At 38.6% G+C, this 23860-nt stretch carries 19 protein-coding genes; 10 read left to right on the top strand and 9 right to left on the bottom strand.

The features are described from left to right. Positions 1–298 precede the first annotated feature (298 nt). Positions 299–1114, top strand: a complete 816-nt coding sequence (locus tag BC008_RS13535; RefSeq protein WP_036266550.1) for a formylglycine-generating enzyme family protein — start codon at positions 299–301, stop codon at positions 1112–1114. Positions 1115–1353: 239 nt separating this feature from the next. Here the strand turns inward: BC008_RS13535 and coaBC are convergent, their stop codons facing one another. The 3 genes from coaBC to BC008_RS13520 all read right to left on the bottom strand — a co-directional run bounded on the left by coaBC (position 1354) and on the right by BC008_RS13520 (position 3668). Continuing rightward, entirely contained in the window at positions 1354–2553 is a 1200-nt protein-coding gene (coaBC, locus tag BC008_RS13530) for a bifunctional phosphopantothenoylcysteine decarboxylase/phosphopantothenate--cysteine ligase CoaBC (RefSeq protein WP_027844697.1), read from the bottom strand. Between the two features lie 112 nt (positions 2554–2665). After that, positions 2666–2878: a protein IsiD gene (gene isiD, locus BC008_RS13525; protein WP_027844696.1), complete on the bottom strand. Its 213-nt coding sequence runs from the start codon at positions 2876–2878 to the stop codon at positions 2666–2668. A 151-nt stretch (positions 2879–3029) separates the two neighbouring features. Beyond that, complete coding sequence (locus BC008_RS13520; RefSeq protein ID WP_058183588.1) at positions 3030–3668, bottom strand: alpha/beta hydrolase; 639 nt, start codon at positions 3666–3668, stop codon at positions 3030–3032. A 351-nt stretch (positions 3669–4019) separates the two neighbouring features. Here BC008_RS13520 and purH point away from each other — a divergent pair, with 351 nt between their 5' ends. Next, the gene (gene purH, locus BC008_RS13515; protein WP_027844695.1) at positions 4020–5624 is read left to right on the top strand and encodes a bifunctional phosphoribosylaminoimidazolecarboxamide formyltransferase/IMP cyclohydrolase; all 1605 of its coding nucleotides are present in this window, start codon (positions 4020–4022) and stop codon (positions 5622–5624) included. Positions 5625–7588: 1964 nt separating this feature from the next. Here the strand turns inward: purH and BC008_RS13510 are convergent. Both BC008_RS13510 and BC008_RS13505 read right to left on the bottom strand, forming a co-directional pair. Then, positions 7589–9589: a DMT family transporter gene (locus BC008_RS13510; protein WP_027845571.1), complete on the bottom strand. Its 2001-nt coding sequence runs from the start codon at positions 9587–9589 to the stop codon at positions 7589–7591. 630 nt (positions 9590–10219) lie between these two features. Then, the gene (locus BC008_RS13505) at positions 10220–11482 is read right to left on the bottom strand and encodes an inorganic phosphate transporter (protein ID WP_027845570.1); all 1263 of its coding nucleotides are present in this window, start codon (positions 11480–11482) and stop codon (positions 10220–10222) included. A gap of 279 nt (positions 11483–11761) precedes the next feature. On the opposite strand from BC008_RS13505, the gene BC008_RS13500 reads away from it, so the two are divergent. The 3 genes from BC008_RS13500 to BC008_RS13490 all read left to right on the top strand — a co-directional run bounded on the left by BC008_RS13500 (position 11762) and on the right by BC008_RS13490 (position 14454). Continuing rightward, entirely contained in the window at positions 11762–12799 is a 1038-nt protein-coding gene (locus BC008_RS13500; protein WP_027845569.1) for an ArsJ-associated glyceraldehyde-3-phosphate dehydrogenase, read from the top strand. A gap of 14 nt (positions 12800–12813) precedes the next feature. Beyond that, positions 12814–14103, top strand: coding sequence for an organoarsenical effux MFS transporter ArsJ (gene arsJ / locus BC008_RS13495; protein ID WP_082650546.1), 1290 nt, complete (start codon positions 12814–12816; stop codon positions 14101–14103). Positions 14104–14283: 180 nt separating this feature from the next. Next, positions 14284–14454, top strand: coding sequence for a metallothionein (locus tag BC008_RS13490; RefSeq protein ID WP_058183587.1), 171 nt, complete (start codon positions 14284–14286; stop codon positions 14452–14454). Positions 14455–14680: 226 nt separating this feature from the next. Here BC008_RS13490 and hemL read toward each other — a convergent pair whose 3' ends face one another. Beyond that, the gene (gene hemL, locus BC008_RS13485) at positions 14681–15979 is read right to left on the bottom strand and encodes a glutamate-1-semialdehyde 2,1-aminomutase (protein ID WP_027845568.1); all 1299 of its coding nucleotides are present in this window, start codon (positions 15977–15979) and stop codon (positions 14681–14683) included. 115 nt (positions 15980–16094) lie between these two features. On the opposite strand from hemL, the gene BC008_RS13480 reads away from it, so the two are divergent. The 3 genes from BC008_RS13480 (at position 16095) to BC008_RS49460 (ending at position 17262) form a co-directional block, all read left to right on the top strand. Beyond that, complete coding sequence (locus tag BC008_RS13480) at positions 16095–16283, top strand: ChaB family protein (protein WP_027845567.1); 189 nt, start codon at positions 16095–16097, stop codon at positions 16281–16283. Between the two features lie 112 nt (positions 16284–16395). Beyond that, complete coding sequence (gene hisIE / locus BC008_RS13475; protein WP_036267385.1) at positions 16396–17061, top strand: bifunctional phosphoribosyl-AMP cyclohydrolase/phosphoribosyl-ATP diphosphatase HisIE; 666 nt, start codon at positions 16396–16398, stop codon at positions 17059–17061. Positions 17062–17115: 54 nt separating this feature from the next. Continuing rightward, the gene (locus BC008_RS49460) at positions 17116–17262 is read left to right on the top strand and encodes a hypothetical protein (protein ID WP_161938112.1); all 147 of its coding nucleotides are present in this window, start codon (positions 17116–17118) and stop codon (positions 17260–17262) included. Between the two features lie 151 nt (positions 17263–17413). Here BC008_RS49460 and BC008_RS13470 read toward each other — a convergent pair whose 3' ends face one another. Continuing rightward, on the bottom strand, positions 17414–18691 hold the full coding sequence (locus tag BC008_RS13470) for an MDR family MFS transporter (RefSeq protein ID WP_153009581.1): 1278 nt from the start codon (positions 18689–18691) through the stop codon (positions 17414–17416). Between the two features lie 478 nt (positions 18692–19169). Between BC008_RS13470 and BC008_RS13465 the strand changes: the two genes are divergently transcribed. After that, positions 19170–19367: a DUF2811 domain-containing protein gene (locus tag BC008_RS13465; RefSeq protein ID WP_058183586.1), complete on the top strand. Its 198-nt coding sequence runs from the start codon at positions 19170–19172 to the stop codon at positions 19365–19367. Between the two features lie 1519 nt (positions 19368–20886). Here the strand turns inward: BC008_RS13465 and BC008_RS13460 are convergent. After that, the gene (locus BC008_RS13460; RefSeq protein WP_027843228.1) at positions 20887–21609 is read right to left on the bottom strand and encodes a response regulator transcription factor; all 723 of its coding nucleotides are present in this window, start codon (positions 21607–21609) and stop codon (positions 20887–20889) included. A gap of 693 nt (positions 21610–22302) precedes the next feature. Between BC008_RS13460 and BC008_RS13455 the strand changes: the two genes are divergently transcribed. Then, positions 22303–22950 (top strand): CPP1-like family protein, encoded by a 648-nt coding sequence (locus BC008_RS13455; RefSeq protein ID WP_027843229.1) that lies wholly within the window; start codon positions 22303–22305, stop codon positions 22948–22950. A 49-nt stretch (positions 22951–22999) separates the two neighbouring features. Here BC008_RS13455 and BC008_RS13450 read toward each other — a convergent pair whose 3' ends face one another. Continuing rightward, the gene (locus BC008_RS13450; protein ID WP_058183585.1) at positions 23000–23785 is read right to left on the bottom strand and encodes an HAD family hydrolase; all 786 of its coding nucleotides are present in this window, start codon (positions 23783–23785) and stop codon (positions 23000–23002) included. Between the last annotated feature and the right edge of the window lie 75 nt (positions 23786–23860).

Raw genomic sequence — 23860 nt, 5'->3', positions numbered from 1 at the left:
ATTTTTTAATTGGAATTTTCTCAGTACTTTAACTGCAAGGACGTGGTCTATTTTATTCGCGTAGCGCTATGTTGACCGAAAAAATCTCCCAAGTCGTTGTAGAGATGAAAAGAATCTCTAAAAAACTTTATTAAAAAAATTTGCTCAAGAACCTTTAAATCATTTAGTTGAGACATTTAAACGGGTGTGGCTCTTTTAGAAATGCAAATTAGATCTTGTAAAAGTTGAATTGAAGGCAATGTTTAAGAAACTCATGACGTAGCAATTTCAGAAACACTCACCAATACCTAATGCGATCATGCTCAAAGATTTTAAATTCGAAGTAGTTACAGTTAATACAAAGGGAGAAATTACTAACCGTCGATCCAATAGCGCCAAATACTTTACAGAAGATTTAGGCAACGGTGTCACTTTGGAAATCGTGGAAATTCCTGGTGGTGAGTTCTTTATGGGTTCACCTGCAGACAATGAAAGTCCTCAACATAGAGTCAATGTCAAATCCTTTTTTATGGGTAAGTTTGTAGTGACTCAAGCACAGTACCAAGAAATTATGGGTAAAAATCCTTCTCGATTAAAAGGAGAAAAACACCCAGTAGAATTTGTAAGTTGGAATGATGCAACAGAGTTCTGCAAAAAATTAACAGAGAAAACAGAAAAGACATACCGTTTACCCAGTGAAGCTGAGTGGGAATATGCTTGTCGGGCTGGAACTACAACTCCATTTCACTTTGGTAAGACAATTACCACTGATTTAGCAAATTATGATGGTACTACCTGTACCAATGATGATGCACTCAAGGTTCAATATCGCGGGCAAACAATAGAGGTGGGGAGTTTTTCTCCCAATGCTTTTGGTTTGTACGATATGCACGGTAATGTTTGGGAATGGTGTCAAGATACTTGGCATGAAAATTATAATGGCGCACCTAGTGATGGTAGCGCTTGGATTGACAATAATCCTTATCGAGTTCTGCGGGGCGGTTCCTGGAGCAATTATCTTTATCTCTGCTATTCCGCGTACCGCAAAAACTATGGTTGGGCGGGGCGCAACATTGTCAGCAATAATGTTGGTTTTCGTATAGCCTGCGGCGGCGAGTCATGGGGGATTACTTAGTATCCCTTGATTTTCTATCTTTTCACCCTCTGCCTCTGGCCTTTCTTTTTTCCCTTCTCCCTCCCTTTGACAGTCAATTTTTTTGATAATAAGAATCATCTCTGTGTGATGTGTAATAGTGACAAAAAGTCATGAATTTAATCCAATAAGATTCACATAAAACTAAATTGTTCACAGAAGCTAACGTCGACGTCGCAGACTCTAGAACGTCTCTACAAGGTGTCATGTCAAAAAAATCTTCATAAAAAATCAAATATATGATGTGCCATTTTCAACTTAGAACAAGGTGGAATTTCTATCTTTTGTCCCGACCGATCTAAAAATACGGCTTTATTTGTATCGCAACCAAAACCACTATCGGGTTGGTCAATGGGATTAGCAATAATTGCATCTAAACTTTTTCGTTGCAGCTTCTCTAATGCAGGAGTGACAATATCTCCCGTTTGTGCAGCAAAACCAACTAATTTTTGCCGGGGTTGCTTGCGTCTGGCAATTTCAGCAATAATATCCGTGACAGGTTCCAAAGCTAAACTGTCTGGTAAGCGGTACTTTGGTAACTTGTGCTTACTATACTGACGTGGTTTGACATCCGCTACAGCAGCCGACATAATAATGACATCAGCAATCTGTAAATATAACATAATTGCTTGTTGCATTTCTTCAGATGTAACCACAGGAATTGCCTCTATCCCCAAAGGTAGTTCCCAAGTGACTGGAGCGTGAACCAAAGTTACTTTTGCTCCCCGATGTAAAGCAGCTTGAGCCAAAGCTAACCCCATTTTTCCCGTCGAAGGATTACCAATATATCGAACGGGATCGAGATATTCTCTAGTTCCACCCCCACTAACTAAAACCTGTTTCCCAAATAAGTCCCGTTCCCCTGCTGTGTGCAGTAAAGAATAAACATGACTAACTATTTCAGCTGGTTCCGCCATTCGTCCCGCCCCAATGCGATCGCATGCCAGCAAACCAGATGCCGTTCCCATACTATGATATCGGCTGTCTGTTAATAATTTTTCCCAATTATCCCTGACCGTATGCTGCTCCCACATCTCAGTATTCATAGCTGGAGCTAAAAGTATGGGACACTTGGAAGCTAAAACAGTATTTGTTAATAAATTATCAGCAATTCCACAGGCTAACTTTGCTAAAGTATTAGCCGTCAAAGGAGCAATTACAAATACATCTGCCCATTCCCCCAACTCTATATGTAATGGACGGGGATTACTCGACCTCCAAAACAATTCATCAGTATAAGCTCGATGGCGAGAAAGAGTTGCAAAAGTTAAAGGTGCAACAAACTTTTGTGCAGAATTAGTCAGAATAACTCGCACTTCCATTCCCGCTTTAAAAAGTGTGGAAACAACTTCACAAACTTTGTAAGCGGCGATACCACCACCAACCCCCACAAGAACCTTTTTTAATTTTGAATCAGACATAAAAACTGGTAATAGTTAGTTGTTAGTTGTTTTGGTTGTGTTTATCAAAAAATTACTAACTACTAACTATTAGCCAATTATAAAGCCATAAATACAAGTATTTATGCCCCATTTATGCTTCGTCGTAAGCTTCCAAATCCAAAAGATGAATATAAGATTCAACTAACTCTGGACGTTGAAAAGCTATAGCTCGTAGCAAATGCCAATCATTCAAACCCTCAAAAGCATTGCTGTAATTATCTTGCTCCAAGCGTTCGGCTAATTTATCAACCTCAGTCGGAGTCATTGCTGCAATGTCTTTTTTAGAAATACTCAAAACCTTCATGATAATTGCCCCTCCCTTTAGCAGACTAAACCATCCAGCACCGGTTGAGTGCAACCAACGTTGCCACCCAATATATATTACTCATTGAGCGGGAATTTTTTCGTGAAAATATTCCGGATTTTTACTCGAATGTGTAAAAAGTATGTAACTTTCAATCAGGAATCATTTGGGTGACAAAATTCCGAAATAATTCTATCGTTGGGGGTTGAATTTCATGACCCATATTAAACTCATGGTACTGGACAGCAACTCCCATTGATTCTAAAGTTTCTTTTGCATTGATTGCAGCAGCTAATGGTACAACTTCATCGTTTCTGCCGTGAATAATTAAAGTGGGTGGAAAAGAATTTTTACCTACAAAATTTAGATTGGGATGCAAATATCCGCTCATGGAAACTAAACCGGCAAAAGGTAAAGTTAAGCCAATATCTAATGTCATTGCTCCCCCTTGAGAAAAACCGCTTAAAATTGTCCGCGATAAAGGTACATTTGTGGTTTTTTCTAAAGATTGCAACCAGTCCAACAGCATTTTTCGACTTTCTGGTAAACCCTCCCCACTTCTTTCATTCATAAGTTCGTACCAAGCCCTACCGGTAGATGAATGAGAATGGGGAAAAGGAGCATTTGGAAACAGAAATTGATAGTTGGGTAAATTTAACAAGGATGAAAGTGGAGCTAAATCTTGGGAATTCGCTCCCCATCCATGCAACATTACAATTAAAGCTTTGGGTGCATCCCCTGTATTTGGGGGTATGCTAATTACTTCTAAAGACAGAGAGCCACCTCCCATAACAGTTAAGGATTTTCAAGAAATTAATACCATAATTTGTTACCTATGGGAGCGTACCGGACTGCGCCATGATGAATCAAATACACCCCGAAAAGCGAACAGCTATACTAAATTTCAAAAAACACTGCTACACATCAATTTTTTGAACCTCTTCCCCGTTCCCTGTTCCCTTCTGCAAAAGAATTGTAGCAATATAAAAAAAGACTGATATTAACTGATATTGTTAACTGATTTCATAGATATTAATAAAAATATTCACTTTTATAGCTTTCTTTGTTTCATAGTTGTCTTGACAGTTTGTAAAATAATCTTCAGCTCTTAAGAACGTCTACCAAAGGAAACGGGGAAAATATGGCACGTCTAGCACTGCTGAGCGTATCGAACAAAACAGGTTTAGTTGACTTAGCAAAAAGCTTAGTTGAAGAATTTAACTTTGAAATAATCAGCAGTGGAGGTACAGCTTTAACTTTAAAAGAAGCTGGTATAACCGTTCAGAAAGTTTCAGACTACACGAAATCCCCCGAAATTTTAGGTGGTCGAGTTAAAACTCTGCATCCTCGGATTCATGGCGGAATTCTAGCCCGTCGAGATGTGCCCCAAGATTTGACAGATTTAGCAGATAATCAAATTCATCCCATCGATTTAGTTGTAGTTAATCTTTACCCATTTGAAGAAACAATCGCTAAACCGGGGGTAACTTTATCGGAAGCAATAGAAAAGATAGATATTGGCGGTCCAGCAATGTTAAGGGCTGCATCCAAGAATTTTGCTCACCTTACAGTTCTTTGCGATCCAGGACAATACGAAGATTATTTACAAGAATTACGACAAAATGACGGTCAAGCATCCCTGAATTTTCGACAAAAGTGTGCTTTGAAAGGTTTTTCTCACACTGCTAATTACGATCAGGCAATATCAACATATTTGTCCAAACTATCAAACCCAGAAACTTCAAACCCAGAAACTTCAAACTCAGGAACTTCAGACCTCAAAACTTCAGATACTGAATCCACATTACCCCTAAACTTTCAAGTTTCTGGCACTCAAATACAAGCTCTTCGTTACGGTGAAAATCCCCATCAAAGTGCAGCCTGGTACCAAACAGGTACAAATAATGGTGGGTGGGTAGCTGCCGAAAAACTTCAAGGAAAAGAACTTAGTTATAACAACTTAGTGGATCTAGAAGCTGCGCGGCGAATAATTTCTGAATTTACAGTTCGACCAGCAGCTGCAGTTTTGAAACATACTAATCCTTGTGGTGTCGCACTGGGAGACAGCCTCAAAGAAGCTTACGAAAAAGCACTTGCTGCTGACTCAGTTTCAGCATTTGGTGGAATTGTTGCCCTCAATCGCCCCATTGATGCAGCAACTGCAACCGAACTAACTAAGACATTTTTGGAATGTGTGGTTGCACCAAGTTGCGAACCAGAAGCTAAAGAAATCCTTGCAGGGAAATCAAAATTACGGGTTTTAACCTTAGCAGATTTAAATCATGGTCCCAAACAAACGGTAAAAGCAATTGCCGGTGGTTTACTGATCCAAGCATCAGATGATGCAACTGTAGATCCTGACAGATGGGATATTGTCACAGAAAGAAAACCCACAGATGACGAACTCGCAGAACTATTATTTGCTTGGAAAGTTTGCAAACACGTTAAATCTAACGCCATTGTCATTACAGCCAATCGTACAACTTTAGGTATTGGTGCAGGACAAATGAACCGTGTTGGTGCTGCGAAAATAGCTTTGGAACAAGCTGGAGAAAAAACCAAAGGGTCATTCCTTGCTAGTGACGGTTTCTTTCCCTTTGACGACTCTGTGAGAACTGCAGCCGAGAAAGGAATTACAGCCATTGTTCAACCGGGAGGAAGTATTCGCGATCAAGACTCAATAAATGCAGCTAACGAACTGGGTTTAACTATGATATTTACGGGCATGCGTCACTTTTTGCATTGAACGAAAAATCAGTGAGTAATGAATAATGAGTAATAAGTAATGTTAGCGCCTAGCGGTAGCGTACCGGATCCGCAAGGTAGCGCAGCTATAGGTATTGCGGGGCGCGACAGCGCACAGTAATGAGTAGGGATTAAACATTAATCAACCCAATCCCTAATCCCTAATTCCCAATCCCCAATCGCTTAATATGGCAATTACCAAAGTGTCACCTGATTGCTTTTGACATTTGGATCAGCAATGCTATCTTATATTTGTGTGTGAGGAGCAAGTTAAAAATAAGAAGCGTTTGGAGTGGAAACACGGTAACACGTCCAAGCGCTTTTTATTTTGTCAAAAAAACAACAACAAAAAAATTTGTGTACAATTCCAAAACTGTCACCTAGCATACTTGTCGATTCGTAAAACCAGTGATATCTTAGATTTGTGTGTGAGGAGCAAGTGTAAACCAAAGGGTGCTTGGAGTGGAAACACGGCAACACGTCCAAGCACTTTTTGTTTTTGAAATCAGTAAGGTCAAAAAGAGAAAAACAAAAGTCTGATAATCGATAATTATAAAATAATACTCAGTATATTTTCGAGGTATATTAAGAAGAATATCCCAGACAAACGTATTATTTGATATATAGAAATGAATACAACTACGGTTATATAAGTTGAATTCTGAAAATACCTAAATTTGAAGAAGTTAATAAAAATACAATAATAGTTACTACAAGTATTATGTAACTGAATATCTACAAAGATACTTAGTATTGATGATTCTAGAACTAACCCAAATTGAGTAAATGGAGATGAGCGCCCATTATTTAAGTTGAGGTATAAGTTGACTTCGTCATTATGGGTTCTCTTTTTATAAGTATTAGCATTTTTGATGTAAATATATTATTAGCTTGATAATATTAGCATTAGATACAGGTTTTAAATAGTTGGCTGTGATACTTTTGTTATTTGAATGATGAAAAAGTTATTGTAGATAACTACTTATAAGAATTTGAAAATCCCTTAACATATAGTCAATTTGAAGCAAGGAATAATATGCTAACTCTAATTTCTTGCTGAACTTGTATTTCACCCTATATTATTTCGCCTGATTTTATCCATCATTCATACGAATGTAGGTGATTATTACTTCTAATAGAAAACAGCAGAGTCTGCTATGGATTCAGTCAATATTGTTTTCGGCAGATTGCACAACTTAACGTCACATATCAGTATTTAACAACTTGCAAGATATTTATCACCAATCGATTGCTTTAAAGTCTTTAGTGCGAGTAGGATATCTTCGTACTCGTGCAGGTAAGCCTTATTAGTAAACTGCATATTACATATTCTATAAATCTTGACACATATGATTTTGGTCAAGGTATTTGTGGTTATTGGGTGTTGAGAACCGATCGCATTCGTTTAAGGATGTTATTTTTGGCGAAACAAAGCTCAAATGGTTGATGGTTATGCTACCGCTAATACCAATTTGGAAAAATCATGAGACAAATAAATTTCTGTGGAGTTAGTCAGGAGGGGTTGGATGTTCTCCTCCACAAAATATAAAAGAAACTCACGTTCATAAAATCAAAAAGTACGATTTTATAAGCTTTCGAGTGTAAGTTTCTCAGGAGATGCTCCCCATCGCGTCTCTACCGGAGAATCTGTTGCAATGATTTATTGAATTGGTATAACTTTTCAATTCTAATTTTTAGGAACTTTGTGATTAATATTTTTGTCAGAATGGATTTAATTCTTTTACCAAAGTGATAGGGCACTTTGTTTATAAAATTTTATTACTATTTTCCTTTTTCGAATAAAGCAGCTTACCTTAATAAGAGAGAAATCTATTCAAATTTCCCCCTAAAAAAGAAAATTTAGGGTATCTAAAAGAATCTAAAATAAAAATTTTTGCCTATAACTAGCAATTTGGGTTAGCATCCATATTGCATTATGGCATACAGCAAATAAAAATTTAAAAGCTATCTGGAGCGAGGAGTTGCTGGTTGACTTTTGATTTTATCTAAGCTAAAAGCTGCAACACCAAAAGTAATTAGTAAAACTCCAATAATTTGAATTATTCCTAATTCTTCCTGAATAATTATACCCGCACAAATTACAGTTAAAACTGGCACAATAGCACCAAATACTCCTGCTCTTGTTGCACCAAGTTTGCGGACTCCAAAATTATTCAGTAAATAGCCAAGAATTGTCATTACACCCAAAGCGAAACTAATTAGTATCAAGTCAAAAAGGTTTGTTTGATTGACTTCTAAACCCCAATCCACAGGTAAGGGAATTATCAAGCCAATGAAAGATAGTACCAACATCGTACAGAAATTGATTGCGGTAAAAGAGATTGGATGTAGTTTCGCCGCACAAATTCGAGTGAAAATTATATAAAATGCAAAAGCGATCCCCGCACCAAAAGCTGCACTACTTCCATTAGTGACATTCTCTATTCCGATCCCCAAACCTGCAACCAAAAGCAATAATTCTCCCAAACCAATGGTGCACATTGCACCCACTCGAAAACGAGAAGGGCGATCGCGAAATAGAAACCACGATAAAAGACCACTAACTACTGGATAGATAAATATTAAAGATGTCGCCATTCCGGTAGGTATTTGTCCAAGAGCAATATAAGTCAATACCTGGGACAAAAATAAAAAGCTACCACTGACAATTGATAAAATTAGGAGACGCTTGGAATTTTTTCGCCCTGCAGATGCTTTTCCTCTAAATGATTTAATGAGATTTTGTAAATCTTGCCATACTCGTGGATGAAGAATTGGTGCTAAAACAAACATTAGCGGTACTACCACTAACATCCTGAGCATTAACAGCAACATAGAATTACCCAAAGTTGGAGCAATCAAGCTCTCCATATCAAGTACGCCAAAAATTTCCGAGTTTGGTTGGACAATAATCTTGATCGTCAGATTATAAAGTGCCGACACCAAAGACGAGAGAAAAATTAAAATTAATCCAGTACGAGACGTTATTAGTTGCTTCGTAGTTTGTGTTGTCTGTCTTGTAGATCGCCCTTGGGGTGTATTGTCGCGCCGAATTTGGGGTGGTGCTGATGGGGTTATAGCTGGTAAGGAGTCTGTAGATGTGGATATAAGAGACTCAGACCGTTCGGATTGAGGTGGAGGGGTAATAATTTCCTGTGGTGATACTTCTCTTGCAGGAATTGATTTTGCAGGAATTGGAGTTACATTCGCTTCAGGAGAAAGATCGTTTTGTAGTTTTGTATCCCCAGAACGGTTATATATTCCCGAGTTGGGATGAATTTCAAAAGGACTTTCTTCTTCTTCAGTTGGTTTCAATTCTGATGGTGTTGGTTCTATCGGAGGACTGGAAGCTTCTAAAGTCAAATTGTCTTCTGTGACTCCTTCCAATTCCGCACGTAAACGTTCGACCAGTTCTGTTAAAATCACCTCTCCTTGCTGTTGTCGGTTGTACATTCGCGACAACTGTTGAGAAATACTGCTTTGATAATTATTAATTTCTTGCTGTAGGGAACTCAAACTGACAGTTAGAGCACCTTCTAAAGCATCAAGTAACTGCGCGTTACTCTGTTCAAATTCTGCAGCATTTAATTGTAAATTACTTTGTAAATTACTTTCGCTTCCAGAAGGAATTCCACTTGCTCGATTGGCTAAGCTCTCCAATGAAGATTGAAGTTGGGTGGATAAATGATTTGCTAAAACCTGTGCGACTTGGCGTACCAAAGCTTGAATTTCACCCAAGTCTCGTCCTTGCTGTAACTGTTCTTTTTCTTCCTGTAAACGTCTGATATCGTCCGCTAAACGGATTTTCTCTCGTTCTAAGCGCTTAATATCTTCTCGCAATGACTTGAGCAAATTACGCTGGATAACTTGCAAATCCTCAGTAACAGCTTTTAAGGCGGTCTGTGCTGCTGTGGATGGATCGCCATTGGATCTTGGATTTTTTGGTCGCCTCTCAAATCGCCCCATTACTCTTTTACCTTTGACCCTCTGAGGATGAAGCTGTTTCTGATTTATTTTTTAGTGCTGACAGTTTAGCTGTGTTCTGCATTGTGCCAGATTAAAGCATAAAGTTTAAATCAAATAAGATTGACTAAATATTATTTATATAAAAATATTTACACAAAATTATTTACACAAAATTATTTCTTAGTAACAAATATTTACTGAAATGATGCGTAGCCCAATAACAGTCATATTTTTATCATAAAAACTTACCTAAAATCTAGAACGCTCAGACTAATTCAGTTTAGTACAGCTAAAAAAAATTGGAGATTTAATATTTGGAGTGACTCAGATAAAAATTATTTTCTGCATCTCTCCGAGATATTTACTCAAGTTGACAATAATTTAATGCCCCCAGTAATTATTAAACATATAGTATTTCTCTAGTGATAGTTTGTGACAAAAAATACTATTACCTACAAATATAAATTTCCATATGTTCGCAAATAGCAATCGAAGTATGAGAAATGTAGATAATGAGTAAATCTGCTTGTAAACAAACATTAGCCATAAAACATTAATCGTCAACTATTTACCATTCAAATATTCTTTGCTTAGTCAGTGCAAAATTACCTATTTGATTACTTTGTCTTTCTAACCCACCAGAAGCAAAACACTAAAAATAGTTGCACTTAAAAGTGCGCTGACAGGAATAGTAATAAACCAAGCTGCAGCAATTCCTCGAATAGTACCTAACTGGAGTGAATCAGAATTTTGCATTAACCCAATTCCCACAACAGCACCAACTAGAGCATGGGAAGTAGAAACAGGTAAACCCAGGGTGGATGCAAGTAAAACAGTTGTAGCAGTAGCCAGTTCAGCACAGAATCCACTACTAGGTTCCAAAGTAATAATATTTTCCCCAATAGTCGCAATGACTTTTTTCCCCCATACTCCCAAACCGGTAATGATACCGACTCCACCAACAATTAAAACCCAAATCGGAATATTGAGATCATCACCAGGAACGTTACCAGTGTTTTTGATATATACAATCGCAGCCAAAGGTGCGATCGCATTTCCGACATCATTAGAACCATGAGCAAAAGCAACAAAGCAAGCACTGACCAACTGGAAGCGAGAAAAAATATTTTCAATCGGAGATTGGGAATAGGAAGTGTTTTGTTTTTTCGTAATTACATCTAATTGTCGCCAACTGTAAATGGTGAGTCCGAGTGCACCTGTCACACCTGCAAACAAGGAAAGATCACGCTTGAGAATATTTATCCCTATTTGCTCGAGTAAAAAATTACTTATTTTTGGAGTAAGTGTGGGTAAAACAATCGCACCGAATATTCCAAACAATATCAGGCTTAACCAAGGTATCCACTCCCTCAAGTAAGATAGTGGTTCTGGTTTATCTAAAATCCAAAAACGAATTTGTTTGTATAAAAAAGTAGAAAAAAAACCACTAATCACAGGGGTTAACACCCATCCAAAAGTAATCTCTTCAATTGACAACCAATCAATTGCAGTTGCACCTACAGCAACCCAGCTAAATCCAGCGATCGCACCAACAACAGCATGAGAGGAAGATACCGGTAAACCTTTAAAAGTTGCAATTTGCAACCATAGACCGCAAGCAAGCAAAACTGCGATCATTCCGGTAACTAAAATCTGAGGTTGATATGCAAATAATTCTGGATTAATAATTTCACCAGCTAACCGCTTGGAAACTTGATGTCCGAATAACACTGCGCCACTAAACTCTAAGATCCCAGCGATGATTAATGCTTGTTTTAGAGTAACAGCTTTAGAACCGACGGAAGTCCCCATGGAATTTGCGACATCATTTGCACCCAGATTCCAGGCGATATAAAATCCCAATAAAATAACTACCGGTAAACTATCAAGCATTTAATATTATTTATTGTTTTAACAATATTATTTACCTAGAAAGAAAATAATAGCTAAATAAAGAACATCATTTTTTTGAAAAAAGTCTTACAATCTGATGAATTACTACTTTAGAGTGATGTTTTAAAAATAACTTTTTAGTAATAAAACATTTTTGCTTACTAATTTTTACTTTCTGAAAATGTCAGCATAACTTGAAGTAATCAATAGGTTATGGCTGATAGAGGCTGATAGAACGCTGCAGAGATTTATTGAACTTGAAAGCGGAGATTTTGGGAAATGAAGATTCGAGTAGGGATTAACGGCTTCGGACGTATCGGTCGTCTTGCTTTAAGAGCGGGATTGAACTCAGAAAATATAGAGTTCGTGCACGTCAACGATCCATTTATCGGCTTACAGGGAGCAGCACATCTACTTGAATTTGATTCCGTCCATGGTCGATGGGAACGTAGTACCTCTATTGAAAATGGAAAAATTCGGGTTGACGGTAAACTCGGAGAAGATCTGCAAAGCAATCACCTGTTGACATTCAGCGAAGGTACGACACCAAAAGATGTACCATGGCAAGATTTAGGTGTTGATATAGTTTTGGAATGTAGTGGCAAATTTCGGACTCTAAATACACTAGAGACTTATCTTCACCACGGGGTACGTAAAGTTATTGTATCTGCTCCAGTCAAAGAAGAAGTATTGAACATTGTGATGGGGTGTAATGACCACCTATATAACCCAGACAAACATGACATCATTACAGCAGCCTCTTGTACAACGAATTGCTTAGCTCCGATTGTTAAAGTGATTCATTATGGTATCGGTATTGAACGTGGGGTTGTAACAACTGTTCATGACGTAACGAATACTCAAGTAATCGTCGATGCGCCACATAAAGACCTGCGTCGCTCGCGTTCTGCAATTCAAAATCTGATTCCAACAACTACCGGCTCAGCAACTGCGATCGCAATGATCTACCCTGAATTAAAAGGTAAGCTTAACGGAATTGCTGTACGTGTCCCCCTACTCAATGCATCTCTAACTGATGCTGTATTTGAAGTGCAACGGGAAACAACTATTGAAGAAGTCAATCAGCTTTTTCAGGCTGCTGCAGAGGGCGAATTAAAGGGCATTTTAGGATATGAAGAACGCCCACTGGTTTCCTCTGATTATCTTAACGATCCACGTTCTTCAATTATCGATGCCAAATCAACCATGGTAGTTGATGGAAAACTGGTGAAGGTCTTTGCATGGTACGACAATGAATGGGGCTATGCTAATCGCATGATCGGTTTGGCTGAAAAAGTTGCTGGATTCTTAAAATAAGTGAGGAACAATCCATGTCCAGTACTGCAAATAATCAATCGTCGCAAGTAGAAAACTTCACTACTGATGTGTTAGAACAAGTCGACATTACGAGCTATGGACTTGTAACCGCAGCCTACTGGGGTTTCACTTTGACAGATGGCGCGCTGCGCATGTTAGTTTTACTCTATTTTTATCGCCTTGGTTATAGCCCCCTTGAAGTTGCTGTTCTTTTTGTACTGTATGAGTTCTTTGGTATTGTTACCAATTTCATTGGCGGTTGGATTGGTTCTCGCTTTGGTCTCAAACTGACTCTCTTTAGCGGATTGGGTATTCAGATTGTAGCTCTCAGTATGCTGGCAGTATTACCTACGACATGGCCGCAGTGGGTGGCGATCGCATACGTGATGGCATCTCAATCCCTATCAGGCATTGCTAAAGATTTAACTAAGATGAGTTCAAAAAGTGCCATTAAGCTGGTTTTACCACCAAATGCAGAAGGCACACTATTTAAATGGGTTGCAATTCTCACTGGTAGCAAAAACGCCCTCAAAGGTGTCGGTTTTTTCTTAGGCTGCACGCTGCTAACAACAGTCGGTTTTTCCTATTCTCTTTGGATTATGGTCGTTGGACTAGGGATTGTTTTGGCATTGAGCGGTTTGTTCCTCAAAAGAGATATGGGTAAAACAAAGGATAAAGTCCCATTCAGAGAGCTTTTCAGTAAAACCCCAGCCATCAATGTCCTCTCTGCTGCACGCCTTTTCCTATTCGGCGCACGAGATGTCTGGTTTGTGGTAGGTTTACCGATCTATATGGAAACCGTCTTGGGATGGAGCTTTATGGCGATTGGTGTATTTTTTGCTGTATGGGTGATTGGCTATGGAATCGTACAAGGTATTGCACCCAACTTATTTAATCGTCAAGATGGGATTGTGCCTGATGGGGCTGCATCTCAGATTTGGGTTTTCATTCTGACCATCGTGACAGCAACCATCGCTACGCTTATAGAATTAAACTGGCAAGTTTCTTGGGTGATTGTTCTAGGTCTAGGAATATTTGGTTTAGTTTTTGCGATCAATTCGTCAATCCACAGCTATCTTGTTCTTGCTTACACAGATAGTGATAAAGTCGCACTCAATGTTGGTTTTTACTACATGGCGAATGCTGGTGGAAGGTTGCTTGGAACAATTACATCGGGCTTACTTTATCAGGCGTTTGGTTTGGCTGGATGTCTTTGGGGTGCAGTTATATGTTTGACACTCACTTGGTTAATTTCATTCAAATTACCCCGTCGTGATGAAGCTTTGAAAACGACACAAGGTTAATTAAGAGTTAATAGCAGAGAAATTAAGTCATCTGTTAATTAATGCTTTATTAGAAATAATCTTTACAAAACACCCATTTCTTTAACTTTTATTTAACTTTTGAGATGATTTTAATCGTTATTCCCTTTAAACAAATTGGTAATATACCCACATAGCCAATTTGTTCAGGAGGCTGGAATTATGGCAGATGTCACTTCAATGAAATGTGCTTGTGCAGATTGTCTGTGTATTGTCTCACTCAAAGATGCAATCGCCAAAAATGGCCAATATTATTGTTCCGAAGTTTGTGCAAATGGTCATGTAGATGGTTCTGGTTGCGGTCATACTGGTTGTAAATGTGCTGCGGCATAGGTCTATGCGTACCAAACTAAACAATACTAGGAAAACTAGAAAAATTGTAAACCCCGTCCACAGTTAGACGGGGTTTTCATCTGTAAGATACCCCAAACAAATTAATGCTATGGGGAATTTAAAGAGATTAAGTTAAACCGAAAGTAGCACGGAACCTTATACAGATTCTTTATAAAGATACTTGGTTGGGTACAAATGATTGCAAAGAGAGCGTTACAGTCTGAAATTACAAACTTGACATTACATCTCGCGCAGCCGCTAAAGTGTTCTCAATATCTTCTTCGGTGTGAGCAATGGAAGTAAATCCAGCTTCAAATTGGGATGGAGCTAAGTAAATACCCCGCTCTAGCATTCCGCGATGGTAACGCCCAAATTTTGCTGTATCAGAGTTTTTTGCATCATCATAGCTATGAACTGGTCCAGCATTGAAAAACATGCCGAACATACCGCTAATTTGACCGCCACAGACCTCGTGACCTGTGTCTCTTGCTACTTGCAATAAACCATCTGTAAGTTTTTTGGTTATTTGGTCGAGATACTCATAAGTTCCAGGTTTCTGCAACAGTTCCAGTGTCTTGATTCCTGCTGTCATAGCTAACGGATTACCCGATAGAGTACCAGCTTGATACATTGGTCCCGCAGGAGCGACCATAGACATAATATCTCGACGACCACCATAAGCACCAACAGGTAAGCCACCGCCAATAATTTTACCCAAGGTTGTTAAGTCAGGGGTAATCCCAAACTTTTCTTGAGCGCCACCATAAGCGATGCGGAAACCTGTCATGACTTCATCAAAGACAAGTAAAGCACCATTCTCTTGAGTAATTTCTCTTAAACCCTCTAAGAACCCAGCATCGGGGGTGATAAAACCAGCGTTACCAACTACTGGCTCTAAAATTACTCCAGCAATCTCATCCCGGTTTTCTGCAAATAAGGCTTTAACAGCTTCGAGATCGTTATAAGGCGCAGTTAAAGTGTTACTGGTAACAGACTTTGGTACCCCTGGAGAATCCGGCAGACCCAAGGTAGCGACACCGGAACCCGCCTTGACCAAAAACATGTCAGCATGACCGTGATAGCAGCCCTCAAACTTGATAACTTTATCTCGCTTGGTAAAGGCTCGCATAAGGCGTAAAACAGCCATACAAGCTTCAGTACCAGAGTTAACAAATCTTACCATCTCGATGCTAGGAACAGCATCAATGACCATTTGTGCCAGAACATTTTCTAAGGCACAGGGGGCACCAAAGCTAGTACCTTTGTCTAAAGTTTCATGCAACGCTGCAATTACTTCAGGATGGGCGTGACCGCAAATTGCTGGTCCCCAAGTTCCGACGTAATCAACATACTGATTACCGTCCACATCCCAAATATGGGCACCTTTAACTCGATCAAAAACAATCGGCTGACCGCCTACTGACTTAAAAGCCCGAACTGGCGAACTTACTCCACCCGGCATTAAGTTTTGAGCCGCAGCAAAGATTTCTTGTGATTTTGTAGTTTTAGTTATGGTATTTACCAAGGTTATCTCCTACAATAGGGAATTAAAAGCTCTATCTTAGGATAGTGTCAAAGACTGCTTATGAACTCATATCGTAGTAAATAAGCAGCACACAGCGGAACCAGGAAATAACAATATGTTATATAAGTCCAATCAAGACTTGCCTTTGGAAATTCGTACTCGCTTATCTGAGGCATACCAAGATATTTACCGAGCTGCTTTCAACTCGGCTATACACTGGTATGGAGAAGCCCCTAAGGCTCACCAGGTCGCTTTAAGCGCTGTCAAAATGCAGTCGGCTATGCATGGCAATGCAATTGTCTAAAGCTGAATTCTAAGATAAAAAAACATGAATATTTGGGAAAGCATGCCAACTGCTCTCTGGGAGATGGTATTTTAAACCATGAGTAATTTCAATTGAAATTGGGGTAGTTGGTATGCTTTCGTCTGAAATCAAAGCTTTTGAAACCAAGACTTTAAATAAAACCATACCTCTCGACCAGATTCACTACGATGAGAAGGGTCTTGTGCCATCTATAGTGCAGGATTATTTAGATGGTACGGTTTTGATGATGGCGTGGATGAATCGAGAATCTTTAGAGAAAACATTAGAAACTGGCGAGACATGGTTCTGGAGTCGTTCTCGTAAGGAACTATGGCATAAAGGAGAAACTTCAGGACATCTACAAAAGGTGAAAAGTATGCGCTATGACTGTGATAGCGATGCTTTATTGGTCAGTGTAGAGCAAGTAGGTGATATTGCCTGTCATACCGGCGAACGCAGTTGCTTTCATCAAGTAGACGGTAAAATCAACCCACCACCAGCAGATACCCTATCACAAGTATTTCAGGTAATTTGCGATCGCAGAGACAACCCTTCAGAAGACTCATACACCTGCAAGTTATTCAAAGGTGGGGACAATAAGATATTGAAGAAAATTGGTGAGGAAAGCGCTGAGGTCGTAATGGCTTTCAAAGACGACGAGCCTGATGAAATTGCAGGGGAAGTTGCCGATTTACTTTATCACACCCTTGTGGCTTTAGCGCATCACCAAGTAGATATCAAAGCTGTTTATCGAAAGTTGCAAGAAAGAAGGAAGTAAGAGAGAGACTGGTAACGGAATGGGTAATGGGTAATGGGTAATGGGTAATGGGTAATGTTAGCGTTAACCGCAGGTGCATCTTGGACGCGCTTACAGCGAACAGCGGGGCGCGTTAGCATTCGCCGCTCGCGGCGCGGTCTAGCGGGACACGTAAGTGTACACAGTGCAGTAATGTTAGCGCCTAGCGCAAGCGTACCGTAAGGTATTGCGGGACGCGTAGAAGCGCGTAAGCGTACCGGATCCGTAGGTAGTGCAGCTATAGGTATTGCGCACAGTAATGAGTAAATTTTTGCTCCTGATTTCTGACTTCTGACTTCTGACTCCTAACTTCTGACTCCTGACTCCCAAAAAATTATTCCCGATTGCGACCCACATCAGCCATAACTTTACTTAAATAGCGCAAAATTGTGATCGTGATGCTCGTGCTTAAAGCTAAGCCTAACCAAAACTTATCCACAAAAATTCTTGGCTTATCCAATACCCAACCTCCCAAAGGGGGTCCAATAAAGTAACCTACAGCCCAGCAAAGGGAATTTAAAGAGAAGTAAACACCCCTTTGGGATGATGGGGCAATATCGCTAATTAAAGCAGATGCAGAAGGCGTATAGGAGACGATAGCAAGGGCAAATGCAGCTAAACCCATCGCCGCCCAATATAGATTTCCTGAGCTAGAGATACCCGCACCCCAAATCAGAATAAACCCTACAGCCCACAAAATACTAGAAACCATTAGCGCTCGGGCATGGGAGAGTCTGTTGAGAATTTTCGCCACAGGTAGCTGAGAAATTACAGCTAAAATCAAGTGCCAAGTAAAAAGACCACTGATGGTTATTTCAGTAAACCCAAATTTCCCATCTTGTCCTGGAATGTAATTTTTGAAGTAGATAGGAAGAGTACTCTGTAACTGAGAGATATAAGTCGTAAGAATAATATTAATACTGATAAAAACTTGTAAACGACGATCCCCTAATGCTGTTATCCAAGAACTGAAAGGTAGCGTTTTTTCCACAGCGCCTTTTTGGGGACGATAAGTTTCTTGAATTGCTACAAAAATAACACCGAAAAATAATACGAAGGAAATAGCATCGATCGCAAATAAAGCACGATAACTTTTCGTAGCTACAACTAAAATTCCTCCTAAAACTATTCCCATCCCTAGACCAAGATTATCGGCTAATCTATTCAGGGCAAAGGCTTCTCGTTGATGCTCCGGGCGAGTTATGTCAGCAACCACAGCTTCCGTTGCTGGCCAATACAGTCCCGCTCCCATGCCGCCAATTAAATTTCCGATAATAAGGGTGACAAAATCAAAACTCGCGGCTAAAACAAAAGAGCCCACAGCCGAAATAGCCGCAGAAAGCAATAAAGTTCTACGACGCCCCCAAAACCTAGAATCAACAGCATAGCCTCCTAAAATTCGACCGAATATCCCAGATATTGATGCACTACCCAATGCCAAACCAACGGCAGTTGTAGATAAATTTAGCTGATTGACAAAGAAAATGGGTGCATAGAACAAGGTGAAACCCGTACCCAATTCTGATAGAAATCGACCGGATGCCAAAATCCAAACTTGGCGGTCGAATTTAGGCAACCACGAAGCAAAGCGGGACAGAAAAGGTAACGTCATTATTTTGTGTATTAAAAAAAACTATAGTGCAAACTATATTTTTGTAATTCTTATCATTAACGAAAGTTTTCCTCACTCATTCCACAACATTTCCACAGGCAATATGGAAGTTTTCCACAACCATTTTACGGTTTTACAAGCTCTTTATTGTTTCGCTGGGGATTTTTTCTATTCGAGGTTTTTAATTTAATAGACTGAGTTAATATTAATATATATTACAAAATATAACTCCAAACCCTTATTGTCTCGTGAGTCTTTATTTTTTATAAATACCTTCTTTACATTTCGCAGCATTGACAAACCCACCCCCTCTTGCCGCACAATGATGCGGCTTGCTTTTGTAGTTTCCTCAATCGCTCTGTGAAAAACTCTGTTATGTATGACTTATTTTTGAACTAAAGCAAAGGTGTTTTCAACAGATTATTATTTATTAAAAGCAAAGTTTCCCATTGATAGACTGTACTAAGAGAAAAATCTTATGAACGCAACAGTTAGCATTTTTACTGAAATTCCTGAAACTCTACACGAATCCCTCAACAAGTACTTGGAGAAGCATCCTGACTGGGATCGAGATAGAGTTTTGACCGCAGCATTGTCTCTGTTTTTACTTCAAAATGGAGACAGCGATCGTCAAGCTGCTCGGGTTTATCTAGAAACCTTATTTCAACATTCCTAGACATAAAATCTCACTACTACCAAAATATAGATAGAGTACGGAAAAGGAATTATAAGTTTTTCTTATTTTTGGCTCAAATCTATGTTTTTCTTGAATTGAACCTGCAATCTTAACTAGAACTTTAATTTTCTTCCTGGCATCTAATACGAATGTTCGCAGTTACATATAAACATTAACTTTAAGTTACTTTGGAAAATATCATTGTTAGAAATTAGAATTAGATAAAATTTCTAACAGTAAAACCTAGAATTTACGTCAATATTTTTCACAAAATCCCGCAAGAGAAGTCGCTTTATTTTGATTATTCTCAAGAAGTGTTTTGATAATATGTAATCATAAAAATACTTATAGAGAATTCTCATTAACTAAGAGATTAATTGCGGGATAATACTTTTATGGAGTAGTAAGGGGATAATAATAACGCTATGGTCGGGTTTTATTAAGCAAAGCTTATTTAAATAATTTTGTCAGGTATTTATTACCATATAGTGAATTACGATATAGTCAGAGGGCTGGTATAAATAATATTAAAAGTGCTGATGTAGATGGACCGAAATAATATTTTTGTATGGATAACTGATATCGCGCAGTAATTCAAGTCAGACCACTCCCATAGGGCTTTAGTCCAATAGGTCCCATATCATAGCTTTTATAGGTTGTAAGTACAGTAAAAATCAAAACATGACTTTCAGTCACGCTAGAGCCTGCAGTGTCGAAGCAAATCTCTAGCTGCAATATCTCCTATCTGGAGACAGATAGATATAAACTACGAACTTAATATCACCAATCGCAGGGCTTAGCATTCATCAATGCCCTAACCTAATTATGTAGTTCGATATTTCATATCAGATTAATTGCATCAAAGTGAATCTTTCAGGATTTCTAAGTAATGTGGAAAAACCCCATGAATTTACTACGGGGTTTTTTCCATATTACTTATAAGAATAATTTGATATTACTAATAAATAAACTTTCTACTTTTGCGTAGTCTTAATAAGGTGATAAGTCAAAAACTATAGTCATTAAAAAAAATGACCATACAATTTTGTTATTAAATTTGCACTTAATAGCTTACAAGGATTAATTTAAGTACTTAAAAACAAAAAGTTAGTATTATGACTTGTTATTTTGGTCGTTATTTAACTCAAAATAACCTGCTGTCTAAAAATTGGTTTGCAAGGAGTGTTTTTCTTGTCACTGAAACGGAAAATTCTTTTCACGAGGGCTTTTCGTCCAGGCTAGCAGTTGGAAACATGTGCTTACCGTCTCCGAACGCAAATGGGAAGGATATATATCCGCCTAATAATAGCCAAAAGACCTTGCCGACGATGCCGTATATCTTGCTTAGGCTTAAGCTATAGACGGGAAACTTCCCTTCTGCGTCCTGTCTCAACATGTCGGTGCAAAATCTCGTCGTTGGGGATGAGCGAGTTGTGACAGCCACTTGTTAATACCATCGCCAAGGAATAAACTTTTTCAGCTTGAGTTTGAGCCCAAGTTCCATGTGTGAGGAATTAAACTAAACTACCGAGGGCTCGGGTTGCTGTACTTGAGGGGGACATTCAAATTTGTATCCCACACCACGTACCGTTTGAATTAAGGCAGGTTGCGAGGCATCTGCTTCAATTTTTTTTCGGATTTGACCTATGTGTACATCTACTACACGCTGATCTCCAACATATTCGTAGTCCCATACTTCCTGAATCAGTTCTGCACGTCGCCAGACTCTACCAGGATGACTTGCGAGAAAGTGCAACAAGTCAAACTCTAAAGCGGTTAAAGGAACAGGTTGGTTATTTAGCGTGACTTCTCGCCGTACTGGGTCTATCATTAGCTTCTCAAAGACTAAGCGTTTTTGTTCTGCTGTTGTTACAACCCTTTGGCGTTTCAGAATAGCAGCTACTCTAACTTCCAACTCACCCAAACCAAAAGGTTTAGTGAGATAGTCGTCAGCACCTTTAGAGAAGCCACGAATTTTGTCAGCTTCATCTGCACGGCTAGTTAACATCAAAACAAAAACACCATTACGGCTTTGCATCTCTTGACAGAGATTAAATCCGATCACATCTGGTAAATTCACATCTAGAATCACCAAATCTGGATTAAATTGCTCAAACAAGGTAAGAGCAGTCTTACCATCTTCAGCAGCTTCTACTTGATAACTTTGCTTGCTCAAAAAGCGTTGAATTAGGTTCCGAACAGCAGGGTCGTCATCAACTACAAGAATCTTGGCAGGAGCCATGACCATCACTTTTCACGAACTTTTATAGGATTAATTTAAGAGGAAATGCGAAAATCGCTTTTCCGTTTGAGGACGAAATAATCTACAAGGTCAAAATATCAATTTCCGTTCGACTCGGGATTATGAATGAGGCCGGGAATTGAAATAATGAAAAAACATCTTAGTAATGCTATCAAGGAAACTAAAATTTTGTCCCTAAATTTTAGAAGCGAATTACCAGACAAATTTTTTTGACCTTAGGTCGATTACTTTATGTAAACTAGAATACTTAATTATTCCAGTTACGTCGTATTTGAAAACGATATTAATTCTAAATCGATATGTGACTTAATGCCACAAGCAATTATAGAAATAATTAATTAAAACGTTTTCAAAGTATTCTCAAAAAGTTAACTTTGAAATACACAGATATCATTTTTTCATTTATAAAAACTCCCTTTAACGTATTTTCACCTTAAATCCTAGAGTAAACTCCTAAATAATAAACGACATGAGGGTATACACTGAGTTATAACTATATGTTAAGGTAACTATAGTTAAAACTACTCCAGCAATTTAATTAAACAACAGTTGTGTTTCAGTAAATTATAATTATCAAGCGAAACAATCTGGTTTCGGGCGATGTAAAATGTAAAGTTGTTTCTATTCTATATAAATGATTGCTGCCGATTGAGGCTACAAAAATAAATTCTCATGAGCGAACAAAATCCCTACGAAAAACTTGGGGTATCAGAAGAAGCTAGCTTTGACGAAATTCAAGATGTTCGCAATCGTCTCTTGGAACAGCATAGTGATGACTCTAAGCGTGTAGAGATGATTGAAACGGCATATGATGCAATCTTGATGGAACGCTTGCGAATGCGGCAAGAAGGCAAAATCAAGGTACCCGAACGCATTCGTTTTCCAGAGCGCCTGATACCAGTATTACCTAAAGAAAAAAATCCTATTCTTCGTGAAAAATCACCTGCATGGTTACAAAATTTCTTAGATCGACCCTCTAGGAATGATATTTTGTGGCCTGCAGCTTTATACTTGGGCTTGAGTATACTTAGCTTATTTAATGGTGATGCTGTTTTACAGCTAATTTTAGTTGCAGGAGTTGCTATCAGCGTTTATTTTCTCAATCGCAAAGGAAGCAAGGTTGGTAGGGCAATACTATTGACATTAGCTGGTTTAGTCTTTGGCTTGCTTTTAGGTGCATTTATCGCCTTACCAATCTTGTCACAATTTGTAGATATTTCAAGTTCAGCTGTAAGTCCTCAGTTATCCACATTGAGAAATCAATTCTCTACGATCTTAACGTTTGTATTTTTATGGTTAATCAGCAGTTTTCTCAAATAACTCAATAAATATCTCTCTTTCAAAAAAAACGCCCCAGAGGGGCGAGTCATTATTTTTTAGTGCTTATTAGTGTCTGAGAACTAGTTGATGATACTTCTTGATTGGAGAGTTGAGGATATTGTTTGAGTAGCCAATTATTTTTGAGGGATGATGCTGAAGTCTGAAGAATAAAATCTATTGCATCAGCTAAAGAAGGTAAATAATAGTTTGGCTGATATAGTTCTAATTGGGTGCGATCCCGAATTCCTGAATCTACAGCTATTACTTTAATACCGTACTTTTTAGCTGCAGCTATATCTGCTTCTGTATCCCCGATCATCCATGTATCCGTAGCGGGTGGAAGTTCAGCTAATGCTCGCTTCATTAATAAGGGTTTATCACGAACATCTTGGGTCTTCATATAGTCATCACTCAAACAGTAGCGACGATGTTCCGGGAAAAATCTACCCAAGTCATCTTTTACTAAAGCATAATTTAATTCTGAGATTCGGCGCATAGTCATCACCACGAGATCGCAGCCAGCTTGTTGAACTTTTAACAAGGCATCTATTGCACCAGGTTGAATAGTATCGCGTTGAAAGTAAGGGTGAGTATGTACCATTTGTTTGCGTAGTTGAGCAAACTCTTCTGCTTGTGTATCACTTAAACCAGAAAGAATACCTATTTTTTTTTCCGGTATGTGGCTTCGCTTTAAAGTCCAAAATTCAGAAAAGGAGAGTTCTTTGATTTGCTGCTCTGGATTACAAGTTTTTTCTAAACAAAGTTGATATACCCGATAATATCTTTGAGAAACGTCAACAATTGGACCGTCAAAATCAGTTACAATCCTTAACATTGTCTTGAATTTAAATCTTATTAAGTGAATTTTTATTAAAATGATATCTTGTATGTGAGTGTGTTTAGATTTTGA

Origin of the sequence: Mastigocoleus testarum BC008, assembly GCF_001456025.1 — a bacterium.
Taxonomy (GTDB): Bacteria; Cyanobacteriota; Cyanobacteriia; order Cyanobacteriales; family Nostocaceae; genus Mastigocoleus; species Mastigocoleus testarum.
This window is presented reverse-complemented; position numbering and strand designations above follow the sequence as displayed.

Coding starts and splice junctions, on each gene's coding strand:
- BC008_RS13500 (WP_027845569.1), top strand. CDS start 11,762: ATGAAGATTCGAGTAGGGATTAACGGCTTCGGACGTATCGGTCGTCTT.
- arsJ (WP_082650546.1), top strand. CDS start 12,814: ATGTCCAGTACTGCAAATAATCAATCGTCGCAAGTAGAAAACTTCACT.
- BC008_RS13455 (WP_027843229.1), top strand. CDS start 22,303: ATGAGCGAACAAAATCCCTACGAAAAACTTGGGGTATCAGAAGAAGCT.
- BC008_RS13465 (WP_058183586.1), top strand. CDS start 19,170: ATGAACGCAACAGTTAGCATTTTTACTGAAATTCCTGAAACTCTACAC.
- BC008_RS13510 (WP_027845571.1), bottom strand. CDS start 9,589: ATGGGGCGATTTGAGAGGCGACCAAAAAATCCAAGATCCAATGGCGAT.
- BC008_RS13450 (WP_058183585.1), bottom strand. CDS start 23,785: ATGTTAAGGATTGTAACTGATTTTGACGGTCCAATTGTTGACGTTTCT.
- purH (WP_027844695.1), top strand. CDS start 4,020: ATGGCACGTCTAGCACTGCTGAGCGTATCGAACAAAACAGGTTTAGTT.
- BC008_RS13535 (WP_036266550.1), top strand. CDS start 299: ATGCTCAAAGATTTTAAATTCGAAGTAGTTACAGTTAATACAAAGGGA.
- hisIE (WP_036267385.1), top strand. CDS start 16,396: ATGCTTTCGTCTGAAATCAAAGCTTTTGAAACCAAGACTTTAAATAAA.
- isiD (WP_027844696.1), bottom strand. CDS start 2,878: ATGAAGGTTTTGAGTATTTCTAAAAAAGACATTGCAGCAATGACTCCG.
- coaBC (WP_027844697.1), bottom strand. CDS start 2,553: ATGTCTGATTCAAAATTAAAAAAGGTTCTTGTGGGGGTTGGTGGTGGT.
- BC008_RS49460 (WP_161938112.1), top strand. CDS start 17,116: ATGTTAGCGTTAACCGCAGGTGCATCTTGGACGCGCTTACAGCGAACA.
- BC008_RS13505 (WP_027845570.1), bottom strand. CDS start 11,482: ATGCTTGATAGTTTACCGGTAGTTATTTTATTGGGATTTTATATCGCC.
- BC008_RS13520 (WP_058183588.1), bottom strand. CDS start 3,668: ATGGGAGGTGGCTCTCTGTCTTTAGAAGTAATTAGCATACCCCCAAAT.
- BC008_RS13460 (WP_027843228.1), bottom strand. CDS start 21,609: ATGGCTCCTGCCAAGATTCTTGTAGTTGATGACGACCCTGCTGTTCGG.
- BC008_RS13470 (WP_153009581.1), bottom strand. CDS start 18,691: ATGACGTTACCTTTTCTGTCCCGCTTTGCTTCGTGGTTGCCTAAATTC.
- BC008_RS13490 (WP_058183587.1), top strand. CDS start 14,284: ATGGCAGATGTCACTTCAATGAAATGTGCTTGTGCAGATTGTCTGTGT.
- BC008_RS13480 (WP_027845567.1), top strand. CDS start 16,095: ATGTTATATAAGTCCAATCAAGACTTGCCTTTGGAAATTCGTACTCGC.